General features: G+C 70.9%; 13 protein-coding genes. 10 read left to right on the top strand and 3 right to left on the bottom strand.

Features of this window, described 5'->3' with window-relative positions; genetic code table 11:
- The coding region (locus ACFWFI_RS33090) for a class F sortase (RefSeq protein ID WP_387397501.1) at nucleotides 1-970 on the top strand (970 nt) is incomplete at its 5' end.
- A gap of 33 nt (nucleotides 971-1,003) precedes the next feature.
- Here ACFWFI_RS33090 and paaK read toward each other — a convergent pair.
- Nucleotides 1,004-2,293: a phenylacetate--CoA ligase PaaK gene (paaK, locus tag ACFWFI_RS33085; protein ID WP_387397498.1), complete on the bottom strand. Its 1,290-nt coding sequence runs from the start codon at nucleotides 2,291-2,293 to the stop codon at nucleotides 1,004-1,006.
- Between the two features lie 116 nt (nucleotides 2,294-2,409).
- Nucleotides 2,410-2,877: a nuclear transport factor 2 family protein gene (locus ACFWFI_RS33080; RefSeq protein ID WP_387397495.1), complete on the bottom strand. Its 468-nt coding sequence runs from the start codon at nucleotides 2,875-2,877 to the stop codon at nucleotides 2,410-2,412.
- Nucleotides 2,878-3,030: 153 nt separating this feature from the next.
- Here ACFWFI_RS33080 and ACFWFI_RS33075 point away from each other — a divergent pair, with 153 nt between their 5' ends.
- Nucleotides 3,031-3,594, top strand: coding sequence for a TetR/AcrR family transcriptional regulator (locus tag ACFWFI_RS33075; protein ID WP_387397492.1), 564 nt, complete (start codon nucleotides 3,031-3,033; stop codon nucleotides 3,592-3,594).
- A gap of 56 nt (nucleotides 3,595-3,650) precedes the next feature.
- The gene (locus ACFWFI_RS33070) at nucleotides 3,651-5,171 is read left to right on the top strand and encodes an alpha/beta fold hydrolase (protein ID WP_387397489.1); all 1,521 of its coding nucleotides are present in this window, start codon (nucleotides 3,651-3,653) and stop codon (nucleotides 5,169-5,171) included.
- Between the two features lie 36 nt (nucleotides 5,172-5,207).
- Here ACFWFI_RS33070 and ACFWFI_RS33065 read toward each other — a convergent pair whose 3' ends face one another.
- Nucleotides 5,208-6,842 carry an FAD-dependent oxidoreductase gene (locus ACFWFI_RS33065; RefSeq protein ID WP_387397486.1) on the bottom strand — a complete coding sequence of 545 codons (1,635 nt, stop codon included), beginning with the start codon at nucleotides 6,840-6,842 and terminating at the stop codon, nucleotides 5,208-5,210.
- A gap of 273 nt (nucleotides 6,843-7,115) precedes the next feature.
- Between ACFWFI_RS33065 and ACFWFI_RS33060 the strand changes: the two genes are divergently transcribed.
- The 7 genes from ACFWFI_RS33060 to ACFWFI_RS33030 all read left to right on the top strand — a co-directional run bounded on the left by ACFWFI_RS33060 (nucleotide 7,116) and on the right by ACFWFI_RS33030 (nucleotide 12,378).
- Entirely contained in the window at nucleotides 7,116-8,234 is a 1,119-nt protein-coding gene (locus tag ACFWFI_RS33060; protein WP_387397483.1) for a TcmI family type II polyketide cyclase, read from the top strand.
- Nucleotides 8,235-8,303: 69 nt separating this feature from the next.
- Nucleotides 8,304-8,747 carry a cupin domain-containing protein gene (locus ACFWFI_RS33055; protein ID WP_387397480.1) on the top strand — a complete coding sequence of 148 codons (444 nt, stop codon included), beginning with the start codon at nucleotides 8,304-8,306 and terminating at the stop codon, nucleotides 8,745-8,747.
- Nucleotides 8,744-10,015: a beta-ketoacyl-[acyl-carrier-protein] synthase family protein gene (locus ACFWFI_RS33050; RefSeq protein WP_387397477.1), complete on the top strand. Its 1,272-nt coding sequence runs from the start codon at nucleotides 8,744-8,746 to the stop codon at nucleotides 10,013-10,015. The genes ACFWFI_RS33055 and ACFWFI_RS33050 overlap by 4 nt, the downstream gene beginning before the upstream one ends.
- Nucleotides 10,012-11,271: a ketosynthase chain-length factor gene (locus ACFWFI_RS33045; protein ID WP_387397474.1), complete on the top strand. Its 1,260-nt coding sequence runs from the start codon at nucleotides 10,012-10,014 to the stop codon at nucleotides 11,269-11,271. Before ACFWFI_RS33050 ends, ACFWFI_RS33045 begins: the two co-directional genes overlap by 4 nt.
- A 16-nt stretch (nucleotides 11,272-11,287) precedes the next feature.
- Nucleotides 11,288-11,545, top strand: a complete 258-nt coding sequence (locus ACFWFI_RS33040; protein ID WP_387397470.1) for an acyl carrier protein — start codon at nucleotides 11,288-11,290, stop codon at nucleotides 11,543-11,545.
- A 1-nt stretch (nucleotide 11,546) separates the two neighbouring features.
- Nucleotides 11,547-12,026 carry an SRPBCC family protein gene (locus tag ACFWFI_RS33035; protein ID WP_250290496.1) on the top strand — a complete coding sequence of 160 codons (480 nt, stop codon included), beginning with the start codon at nucleotides 11,547-11,549 and terminating at the stop codon, nucleotides 12,024-12,026.
- Nucleotides 12,027-12,045: 19 nt separating this feature from the next.
- Nucleotides 12,046-12,378 (top strand): TcmI family type II polyketide cyclase, encoded by a 333-nt coding sequence (locus ACFWFI_RS33030; protein WP_383116319.1) that lies wholly within the window; start codon nucleotides 12,046-12,048, stop codon nucleotides 12,376-12,378.
- Nucleotides 12,379-12,400 lie beyond the last annotated feature (22 nt).

Here is a 12,400-nt window from a genome sequence, read left to right as displayed (position 1 = left end):
CGGCCGTACCGGTCCGGGCCCGCGGACGCCCACCCCCACCCGCCGCGAAGCAGAGGCACATGTGATGGAAACCGGGCACACGACCAGCACGTCGGCCCAGTCGTTCCCGAGGGTCAAGCACCTCGTCTGGGCGCTGGTGGTCGGCGCGGCGCTGGTGATCAGCGGGATGCGTGACGACGGGCCACCACAGCCTTCGGCGACCGGGACCGCCGCTCCCGCCCCCGCGCCGCCGGCCGCCCCGGCAGCGCCCACCCCCGATCCCACGAGGCCTGCCCAGGCTCTCGCCTACCTTGCCCCTGAACGTCCCGCGCCCGAACCGCTCTCGTACATGCGCCACCCCTCCGTGCTCCCGGCCCCTCTGCCCCGGTCGCCCGTCCGGCCGGCCCCGCTGCGCGCCCTGCCGGCCGGCCCCGCGCCGGCAAGCGCGGTGGTTCACGGCCGGTCAGGTCCGGTTTCCGCGAGTCCGGCCCCCAGTCGCAGCGGCTCCACCCGGCTCCCCTCCGTGAAGCCGCTCCCGCCCTCGACCCCGCTCCGGCTGCGGATCCCGGCTCTGAAGGTGGACGCGCCCATGATGAAGCTCGCTCTGAACGCGGCGGGGGCCCTGGAGCCTCCGCCCGACAACAACCCCGTACTCACCGGCTGGTACGCCGGCGGTACGGTGCCGGGCGCCGTGGGCACCGCCGTCACGGCCGGGCATGTGGACACCAGCGTCGGGCCCGGTGCCTTCCACCAGCTGGGGTCCGTGCGCAAGGGCGCCACCGTCGAAATCGCCCGCGCCGACGGGCGCACCGCCGTGTTCACGGTCTACGCCGTCGAGGTCTACAACAAGAAGAACTTCCCCGACCGGAAGGTCTACGGCCCTTCCGCACGGCCCGAACTGCGGGTGATCACCTGCGGGGGCGACTACGACAAGAAGACGGGTTACGAGGACAACGTCGTGGTCTTCGCCGCCATGACCGCCTCGCGTTGATCACGTCGGCTCACGCGGTGACCTGACGGCGCCTCATCCGGCCTCCCTCATGTCGACGATCCGCCTGATCTTGCCGACCGACCGCTCCAGTGTCTCCGGATCGACGATCTCGACCCCGACGCTCACGCCGACCCCGTCCTTCACCGCCGCCGCGATGGACCGGGCGGCCGCCTCGCGCTCGGTCGTCGTCGCGTCGGCCCGTGCCTCCGCCCGAACGGTCAGCGCGTCCAGCCGCCCCTCCCGGGTCAGCCGCAGTTGGAAGTGCGGAGCCACCCCCGGGGTCCGCAGCACGATCTCCTCGATCTGGGTGGGAAAGAGATTCACCCCGCGCAGGATCACCATGTCGTCACTGCGCCCGGTGACCTTCTCCATCCGCCGGAAGGCGCGTGCCGTACCCGGCAGGAGCCGCGTCAGATCCCGGGTCCGGTAGCGGATCACCGGCATGGCCTCCTTCGTGAGCGAGGTGAAGACCAGCTCGCCCTCCTCCCCGTCCGGCAGGACCTCGCCGGTGAACGGGTCGACGACCTCCGGGTAGAAGTGGTCCTCCCAGATGTGCAGCCCGTCCTTGGTCTCGACGCACTCCTGAGCGACACCCGGGCCCATCACCTCCGACAGCCCGTATATGTCGACCGCGTCGATGGCGAACCGCGCCTCGATCTCGCCGCGCATCTGCTCGGTCCACGGCTCGGCGCCGAAGATGCCGACCTTGAGCGACGTCGTACGGGGATCGACTCCCTGGCGCTCGAATTCGTCCAGAAGGGTCAGCATGTACGAGGGCGTGATCATGATGATCTCGGGCCGGAAGTCCTGGATCAGCTGCACCTGGCGCGCCGTCATCCCCCCGGACGCCGGAATGACGGTGCAGCCGAGGCGTTCCGCGCCGTAATGAGCCCCGAGCCCCCCGGTGAACAGCCCGTATCCGTAGGCCACATGGACCTTGTGGCCCGGGCGGCCACCCGCCGCCCTGATCGAGCGGGCGACCACGTCCGCCCAGGTGTCCAGGTCACGCTCGGTGTACCCGACGACCGTGGGCCGGCCGGTCGTGCCGCTGGACGCGTGGATCCGCCGCACCCGGTCCTCGGGAACGGCGAACATCCCGAACGGGTAGTTGTCGCGCAGGTCGGCCTTGACGGTGAACGGGAAGCGGGAGAGGTCGGCGAGCGTACGACAGTCCTCGGGGCGCAGCCCCGCCTTGTCGAAGGCCGCGCGGTAGAAGCCGACGTTCTCGTAGGCGTGCCGCAGCGTGGCCCGGAGCCGCTCCAGCTGCAGGGACTGGAGCTCGTCGCGGCCGAGCCGCTCGCCGGCGTCAAGCAGCACGGTCATACGGATCATCCCCTCGCCGACAGGCGACCGACCATTCGGTCGCCTCCTGGGAGCAGTAATTCAGGAGGTGAGGGGTTCTGGCAAGAGGGGAGGCGTCGCCTGTGGACAACTCCTGGTCAGAAGCCCAGCCCGGTGAGCCCGGGGTGGTGATCCGGCCGCCTCCCCAGCGGCCAGTGGAGCCGGCGGTCGGACTCCTCGATCGGTACGTCGTTGATCGACGCGTGCCGCACCCGCATGAGCCCGCTGCCGTCGAAATCCCAGTTCTCGTTGCCGTAGGAGCGGTACCAGCGGCCTCCGTCGTCGTGCCACTCGTAGGCGAAGCGCACGGCGATCCGGCTGCCGTCGTGCGCCCACAGTTCCTTGACGAGGCGGTAGTCGAGCTCGCGGGCCCACTTGCGCGTCAGGAAGCCGACGATCTCCTCCCGCCCGGTCACCCACTCGGCGCGATTGCGCCAGCGTGAGTCCGGTGTGTAGGCGAGCGCGACCTTCTCCGGGTCCCGGGTGTTCCAGGCGTCCTCGGCCCGGCGGACCTTCGCGACCGCGGTCTCCCGCGTGAACGGCGGAACGAGCGGCTGTGCGGTCATGGCGGCCTCCTCCGGCGCATGGAGAACGTACGTTCTCCATCGAGGTGCCGTACTCTATGAGAACGCTCGTTCTCGCGCAATGTGTGCCGAGCACACAAGGGATGCGGGGCGCGAAGGGCATGCAAGGGCGGACGAGGCGGCAAGGGGAATTCGGTGGAGTCGGCACGGGCGCGGTCCGCGGCGCTGGAGGCGGCCGAGGACCTCTTCTACTCACGCGGCATCCAGGCGGTCGGAATGGACGAGATCCGCGCCGCCTCCGGAGTCTCACTCAAGCGCCTCTACGCGCTCTTCCCCTCCAAGTCCGCACTGGTCCGTGCATGCCTCGAAGCCCGGGACACCCGGTGGCGCGCACGGCTCGCCGCGTACGTGGACAGCCGCCCCGGACCGCCGCAGGACCGGGTCCTGGCGGTCTTCGACTGGCTGCACGCCTGGTTCTCGGAGCCCGGCTTCCGCGGCTGCGCCTTCATCAACAGCTTCGGTGAGCTCGGCGCGACGGATGCCTCCGTGGCCGACGTCACACGCCTCCACAAGGACGCCTTCCGCGCCTACGTCACCGGCCTGGTCGTGGCAGCGGGACGGCCGGAGGAATCCGCCCTCGCGTACGTACTGCTCGCCGAGGGCGCGATCGTCACCGCGGCCGTCTCCGGAACGCCCGAGCCCGCGCATCATGCCGGGCGGGCGGCCGCCCAGCTCCTGGCAGACACCGCCGTCACCTGATTCGCTGTGGGCGTACGCACCCGCGACGGGCCGCCCGCCCTGTTTGGATGACAGCTATGCCGATCTTCAGCACGTACGACGGAACCGAACTCGCCTACCACCTGGTGGGCGAGGGGGAACCGCTGATCTGCCTGCCCGGCGGCCCCATGCGGGCGGCCCGTTACTTCGGCGACCTCGGTGGCCTGTCCCGAGTGCGGCAGCTGGTACTGCTCGATCTGCGGGGTACCGGGGACTCCGCTGTACCGCAGGACCCGTCGACTTACCGGATCGACCGGCTCGTCGAGGACGTCGAGGCGCTCCGCGCGCACCTCGGCCTCGAACGGGCCGACGTGCTGGGCCATTCCGCCGCAGGCGAACTCGCGGCGCTCTACGCGGCCAAGTACCCGCAGCGACTGCGTTCCCTCACCCTCGTCACACCCGCGACAGGCACCCTGGGCCTCCCCGCCACCGACCAGGACCGGCGCGACGCCGCGGCGCTGCGCGCCCATGAACCCTGGTACGCCGAGGCCAGAGCCGCGCTGGAGGAGATCCAGGCCGGCCGTGCCACGCCCGAGGCCTGGGCCGGGATCCGGCCGTTCACCTACGGGCGCTGGGACGCCGCAGCCCAGGCGCACGCCGCCGAATCCCCCGCGCAGCGGAACGCCCTGGCCGGGTCCCTCTACTATCCGGAGGGCGGCCTCGACACCGCCGCCGCGATCGCAGCGCTGCGGGAGCTGCCGGTGCCCGTGCTCGTCCTGGCGGGGGAGTACGACGGTGGTCCCAGCCCCGACCGTGCGGCGGAACTCGCCGCGCTCTTCCCGCACGCGGAGTTCGTCGTCCAGCGGGGCGCCGCCCACTTTCCTTGGCTGGACGGCCCCGGTGCCTTCGTCCGCGCCGTCGCCGCCTTCCTCGACCCCGGCGTCAGCAGCGTCCAGGCGGGAGGGATCCGGCTCGCGTACCGCACCTGGGGCGATCCCTCCGCCCCGCCCGTCGTCCTCGCGCACGGGCGGGGCGGGAGCAGCCTGGACTGGACAGGGATCGCCGAGGAGCTGGCGGCCCGCCACCGGGTGTACGCACTCGATTTCCGGGGTCACGGCCTCAGCGACTGGCCGGGCCGCTACTCCTTCGAATTCTTCCGCGACGACCTGCACGCCTTCCTGGAGGCCCGCAACCTGTCCGGCGCCACGGTGATCGGGCACTCGATGGGCGGCGCGGCGGCCCTGCTGCTCGCCGAACGGCATCCGGCGCTGGTCGGGGCGCTGGTCATCGAGGACGCCCCGGCCCTGCTCCCGCTCGATCCGCCCCGTCCGCCGGCCGAGCGGCCGCCGGGGGAGCTCGGCTTCGACTGGCAGGTCGTCCCGTCCATCGACGCCCAGCTGAACGCTCCGGACCCGGCCGCACGGGAGTGCCTGGGCGAGATCACCGCCCCCGCACTCGTTGTCGGAGGCTCCCGCAGCCACATCGACCAGGAGCAGCTGGAGTGGATGGCGCGGCAGATACCCGGAGGGCAGTTCACCTCCGTCGACGCCGGTCACCTCGTGCACGCCGACAACCCGAAGGCATTCCTCGCCGCCCTCAGGTCGTTCGGAGTCGGCTGACGGGCCCCGCGGGGCCCGCCGGCCGCGCCCGTCGCGTCAGTCGCGGTGGAGCAGGGTCATCATGACCTCGTACAGCGTCGCCTCCGGGTCCGCCGCAGCACCCTCGGAACGCCAGGCCACGAATCCGTCGGGGCGCACCAGAACGGTTCCTTCGGCCGACGTGCCGTGGGCGGCCGCCCAGTCCGCCCCGTTCTCGGGCTCCAGGTCCGCGCCCGGCACGGAACCGATCCCGAAGGCCTCCAGGGGGACCGACAGGCGCTTCGCCACCTGCTCCGCCGCCGGACGCCACTCCGTATACCGGGCATCGCACAGCAGCACGAACGACTTCTCGTAGAGATCCAGGGTCGACACACGCCCACCCTCCCTGCCGAGCCACATGTGCGGTGCCCGTGTTCCGGGTTCGCCCGTCAGGCCCATGCCCTCGGGCACCACCGGAAGGCTCGGGTCGACGCCCAGGACGGCGCCCCGCAGATAGCGGTATCCGAGCGCGACCGTGAGCATGCCGCCCTTGCGGCCGCCGCCCGGGCCGGGCGATCCGGCGTATCCCGGGTGACTGTGCTCTCCCGAACGGGCCGACGCGCGAGCGCTCGTGGCCCGCGCCACCGGCAGCCGTTCCTCCTCGTACGTACGGAGGAGCCCCGGTCCCGCCGCCTCGTCGAGCACCACGGCCAGCTTCCAAGCCAGGTTGTGCGCGTCCTGGATACCGGTGTTGGAGCCGAACGCCCCGGTGGGGGACATCTCGTGCGCCGAGTCGCCGGCCAGGAAGACCCGGCCGGAACCGTACCGTTCGGCGACCCGCTCGGCGGCGTGCCACGGGGCCTTGCCCGTGATCTCCACGTCCAGGTCCGGCGCTCCGACCGCCTTGCGGATGTGCTCCGCGCACCGCTCGTCGGTGAAGTCCTCCAGGGTCTCGCCCCGGTCCGGCTGCCACGGCGCGTGGAACACCCACCGCTCGACGTTGTCCACGGGCAGCAGCGCCCCGTCCGCCTCCGGGTTGGTCAGATAGCAGACGATGAAGCGCCGGTCGCCCACCACGGAGGCGAGCCGCCGGGAGCGGAACGTGATGCTCACGTTGTGGAAGAGGTCACCCGGACCCGTCTGGCCGATGCCCAGCTGCTCCCGGACCGGGCTGCGGGGCCCGTCGGCCGCGACGAGATAGTCCGCGTGCACCGTGGTGTGCTCCCCGGTCTCCCGGTCCTTCACCACGGCGGTGACCCCGTCCGCGTCCTGCTCGAAGGTGAGCAGCTCGGTGGAGAACCGCAGCTCGCTGCCCTGCGCCCGCGCATAGTCGACGAGGACGGGCTCCAGGTCGTTCTGGCTGCACAGGCACCAGCCGCTCGGGCTGAACCTGGCGAGCCCGCCGCCCGGGTCGATCTCCTTGAACAGCCACTCCTGGTCGTCTCCGGTGAGCGACCCGGCCTGGAGGATTCCGTGATTGTCCGCCAGCACGGATGCGGCGTCACGGATCAGCTGATCCGCACCCGCGGTCCGGAACACCTCCATCGTGCGGACGTTGTTCCCGCGGCCCCGCGGGTGGGTCGAGGTGCTGCTGTGTTTCTCCACCAGCAGGTGGCGGACGCCGAGCCGGCTCAGGAAGAGGGAAGCGGACAGGCCCACCAGGGACCCGCCCACGATGAGGACCGGTACGCGGAGGTCGACGTTCTCGTTCATCAGTTGCTCCAGCTCGGACGCGTGACGGATGCAGTGTCCATGCCCTTGTAGGAGGTCTTCGGCCGGGCTTCGGACGACTCCTCACCTGAACGGTTCATAAATCTCGCGCCGCCCGTACCAGCGTTCCACGATCAGTCGCGGGAGCGAAGCTCGCGATGCGGGGGCGGACGTCACATGCCGGCGGGCAGGGACCTGCGCCGCTTCCACCGAAACCGACGGATGACGAGGGGTCACGGGACGTGGCCGCCGCATCCTCTCGAAGGAGAGCGAAAGATGACAACCCTCTCGGAACGGATATCTCAGTCCGCCTTCGACGGTTCGAGGCTCCGGGTCATACTGCTGCTGGACCTGCACGACGGCGCCCAGAACCAGTTCCTCGAGGCGTACGAGCACATGCGCAACCAGGTGGCCTCGATCCCCGGACACATCAGCGACCAGCTGTGCCAGTCCATCGAGAACCCCTCGCAGTGGCTCATCACCAGTGAGTGGGAGAGCGCGCCGCCGTTCCTCGCCTGGGTGAACAGCGAGGAGCACGTCGCGACTGTGCAGCCGCTGCACAGCTGCGTGCGCGACACGCGCTCCCTCCGCTTCAGCGTTCTGCGGGAGACCGGGGTCGCGTTCGAGGGCACGCCCGAGCCGGCGAAGGGCCGCCTCCAGTCCGCCCCGCGGCTGGGCGACGGCGTCGTACGCCACGCACTCACCTTCACGGTGAAGCCGGGCACGGAGGAGATGGTCGCGAAGATCCTCGCGGACTACGACTCCCCGCAGGCTCGTGTGGACGAGAACACCCGGCTGCGCCGTACCTCGCTCTTCATGCACGGAAACCGTGTCGTGCGAGCGGTCGAGGTCGAGGGCGACCTCATGGCGGCTCTGCGCCACGTCTCCCGTCAGCCGGAGGTCAGGGCCGTGGAAGAGGCCATCAACCCGTACCTGGAGCAGGACCGCGACCTCAGCGACCCCGACTCCGCCCGGATGTTCTTCACCCGGGCCGCGCTCCCGACCGTCCACCACGTGACGGCTGGGCGTCACGCCCCCGAGGACGTCCAGCGGCACTCGCTGTTCTACCAGGCCAAGGAAGGCTGCGGCATGGCACTGGCCCGGCTGCTCGCCGGCCAGGACGAGGAAGCGGCGAACGAAGCGTCGAGTCCCATCGAGAGCAGCACGATCTTCCAGCGTGACGACATCGTGGTGCGGCTCCTCGAAGTGAGCGGCCCGCTCGACGCACAGCCCACGCACGCGCTCGGCATCGGCGGCCACCGCAAGGCGGCCATGCTGGGCCGGCTGCTCGACGGCGGTGCGAACGGCATGCCGACGACCGACCAGGAGGCCGCGCGCTTCCTCGCGCAGGCCGAGATGAACCTGATCACCGACCGTCGGGCCACCGAGTCCTGATGCGTCACCGGCAGCGGGGTCACCCCCTGCTGCCGTCACACCGCACAACGTGCCTGGAGGAGAACAGCCATGACCACCCACCGGCCTCGCATCGTGGACCTCAGCGAGACTCAGCCCAACCGCAGGCGCGGAGGCGACCTGCGCGCCCTGCTCACCCCCACGGCGGTGGGCGCCACCAGCGGCTTCATGGGGCTGGCCATCGTCGCCCCCGGTGACCGCATCGGCGAGCACTACCACCCGTACTCCGAGGAATTCGTGTACGTCGTGGAGGGACTCCTCGAAGTGGACCTGGACGGCGAATCGCACCCGATGCGGCCCGACCAGGGCCTGCTGATCCCGCCGCACGTCCGTCACCGCTTCCGCAACGTGGGTGACGTGGAGGCGCGCATGGTCTTCCACCTCGGCCCGCTCGCCCCGCGTCCCGAACTCGGACACGTGGACACCGAGGTCACGGAGACCGCGGACCCCAGCGACGGCTACGCGCCGCCAGAACGAACGGGGGCGGCCTCATGACCCGGCGGCGCGTGGCCGTGACCGGGGTCGGCGTCGTCGCACCCGGTGGCATCGGAGCCCCTGCGTTCTGGGACCTGCTCGCCAACGGCCGTACCGCTACACGCGGCATCACACTGTTCGACCCGGCGCAGTTCCGTTCGCGCATCGCCGCCGAGTGCGACTTCGATCCCGTCGCCCACGGCCTGGACGCGGACCTGATCGCCCGCTCGGACCGGTACATCCAGTTCGCCCTGGTGGCGGCGAGGGAGGCGCTGGGCGACGCCGGCCTCGACCTCGAGAAGGAGGACCCCTGGCGTATCGGGGTCTCCCTCGGGACCGCGGTCGGCGGCACCACCCGCCTGGAGCACGACTACGTCGCCGTCAGCGGCAGCGGTGCGCGTTGGGACGTCGACCACCGGCCGGCGGGCGCCCACCTCGAACGGGCATTCGCGCCCAGCACCCTCGCCTCGGCAGTCGCTGAGGAGGTCGGAGCGCACGGGCCCGTGCAGACGGTCTCGACCGGCTGCACCTCGGGACTCGACGCGATCGGGTACGCCTTCCACTCCGTCGAGGAAGGCCGGGTGGACATCTGTGTCGCCGGAGCGTCCGACACGCCGATCACCCCCATCACGGTGGCCTGCTTCGACGCGATCAAGGCGACCTCGGCGAACAACGACGACCCGGAGCACGCCTCCAGGCCGTTCGACGCCCGCAGGGACGGCTTCGTCATGGGCGAGGGCGGCGCCGTCCTCGTACTCGAGGATCTGGAGCACGCCCGCGCCCGCGGCGCGACCGTCTACTGCGAGATATCGGGCTACGCCACATTCGGCAACGCCTACCACATGACCGGGCTGACCACCGAAGGTCTGGAGATGGCCGAGGCCATCAACACCGCCCTCGCGCACGCTCGGCTCGACGGATCGCAGGTCGACTACGTCAACGCGCACGGCTCGGGCACCAAGCAGAACGACCGGCACGAGACGGCAGCGGTGAAACGGGCCCTGGGCGCACACGCGTACAAGGTGCCGATGAGCTCGATCAAGTCGATGGTCGGCCACTCCCTCGGCGCCATCGGAGCGATCGAGATAGCCGCGTGCGTCCTGGCCCTCAAGCACCAGACGGTGCCGCCGACGGCCAACTACGAGACCGCCGACCCCGAATGCGATCTCGACTACGTACCCCGCACCGCACGGCCCCTCAAGCTGCGCAGCGTGCTCTCGGTCGGCAGCGGCTTCGGCGGATTCCAGTCCGCCGTCGCCATGACCCGATCAGGCGGGAGGACTCCATGAACGGCCCGGCAACACCAGCACGCCGCAACTCGGTCATCACGGGGATCGGTGTCGTCGCCCCCAACGGGACCGGCGCCGGCGCCTTCTGGAAGCGGACCCAGGAAGGGGTCAGCGTCCTCGACCTCGTGTCCCGCGAGGGCTGCGAGAATCTCCCGCTGCGGGTGGCGGGCGAGGTCAGGGACTTTGACCCGGTCGACTTCATCGAGGAGCGCTTCCTGGTCCAGACCGACCGCTTCACGCACTACGCGATGGCGGCCGCCGACCTCGCCCTGGACGACGCACGGCTCGGACGCGCGGACTACGAGGGCGCGCCGTTCAAGGTGGGCGTGGTCACCGCTGCCGGATCCGGCGGCGGAGAGTTCGGCCAGCGTGAGCTGCAAAGGCTGTGGGGTGAGGGCTCCCGATTCGTCGGCCCTTACCAGTCCATCGCCTGGTTCTACGCGGCCAGCACGGGACAGATCTCCATCCGGGGCGGCTTCAAGGGGCCGTGCGCCGTCGTGGCCAGCGACGAGGCCGGTGGCCTGGACGCGCTCATGCACGCCGCGCGTTCCATCCGGCGGGGCACCGACGCCGTCGTCGTCGGCGCCGCCGAGGCGCCGCTCGCACCGTACTCGGTCGTCTGCCAGCTCGGCTACGAGGACCTCAGCCTCTGCGACGAACCCACCCGGGCCTACCGGCCGTTCACCGCGGACGCCTGCGGATTCGTGCCGGCCGAGGGCGGCGCCATGCTGGTGGTCGAGGAGGAGACGGCGGCCCGCGAACGCGGTGCGAGGATCCGGGCCGAACTGGCCGGTCACGCCGCCACCTTCACCGGCGCGGCCCGATGGGAGGAGTCCCGCGCGGGACTCGCCCGGGCGATCGAAGGGGCGCTCCGCGAGGCGGACTGCGCGCCGGAGGAGATCGACGTCGTCTTCGCGGACGCGATGGGCGTGCCCTCGGCGGACCGGGCCGAAGCCCTGGCCATCGCCGACGCCCTGGGCCCGCACGGACGGCGTGTCCCGGTGACGGCGCCCAAGACCGGAACCGGCCGCGCGTACTGCGGCGCACCCGTGCTCGACACGTCCGCCGCGGTGCTCGCCATGGAACACGGTCTGATCCCGCCGACGCCCAACGTCTTCGAGGTGTGCCACGACCTCGACGTGGTCACCGGGCGCGCGCGCTCCGCGGAACTGCGGACGGCGCTCGTGCTGAGCCGAGGACTCATGGGTTCGAACGCGGCCCTGGTGCTTCGGCGCCCCACCGACACCCCAGTGTGAGAAGGAGCAGTCCCTCATGAACGAACAACTGACGTACGAAGAACTGGCCGCGCTCATGAAGAACGGCGCCGGCCTCACGGTGGACCCGTCGGAGATGGCCGGCCGCCCCGGCTCGGCCTTCGACGAGTACGGACTGGACTCGCTCGGCCTGCTCGGCATCGTGGCCGCGCTCGAGAACCGGTACGGCCGCCCCCTGCCGGCCGACGCCGACCGGTGCAAGACGCCGGGCGAGTTCCTCGACCTCGTGAACAACACCCCAGTGACAGGAGTTTGACGTGTCCGGACACACCGAGAACGAGATCACCATCGCCGCCCCCCTGGACCTCGTCTGGGACATGACGAACGATCTCGAGAACTGGCCGCAGCTGTTCAGTGAGTACGCGGCCGTCGAGGTGATCAAGCGGGAGGGCCAGAAGACGACCTTCCGTCTCACCATGCACCCCGACGACAACGGCAAGGTCTGGAGCTGGGTCTCCGAGCGCACCACGGACCGCCAGGGACGCAACGTGCGCGCCCGGAGGGTCGAGCCCGGCCCGTTCCAGCACATGGACATCCGGTGGGAGTACTCGGAGGTCCCGGGCGGCACGCGCATGCACTGGCGCCAGGACTTCGCGATGCGCCCCGACGCACCGGTCGACGACGCGTGGATGACCGACAACATCAACCGCAACTCGCGCGTCCAGCTGGAACTCATCCGCGACAAGATCGAGCAGCGGGACCGGGAACGCCGCTCCGCCTCGGTCCCCGCCAACTGATGCCCCGAAAGGCAGCCAGATGCACCACGCACTGATCGTCGCCCGGATGGCACCCGAGTCCGCGCCGGACATCGCGAAGCTCTTCGAGGCCTCGGACAACACCGACCTCCCGCACCTCGTCGGAGTCAACCGGCGCACGCTGTTCCAGTTCGGCGACGTCTATCTGCACCTGATCGAATCGGACAGGCCCCCGGGCCCGGAGATCGCCAAGGTGACGGAGCACCCGGAGTTCAAGGCCATCAGCGACCGGCTCACCGCCTTCGTGAGCCCCTACGACCCGCAGACCTGGCGTGGTCCGAAGGACGCGATGGCGCAGCAGTTCTACCGGTGGCAGAGCGACGGCTCCGCCTGACACACGATGATCGCCCCGGGTC

This window comes from Streptomyces sp. NPDC060209, from assembly GCF_042728155.1.
GTDB lineage: Bacteria > Actinomycetota > Actinomycetes > Streptomycetales > Streptomycetaceae > Streptomyces.
This window is presented reverse-complemented; position numbering and strand designations above follow the sequence as displayed.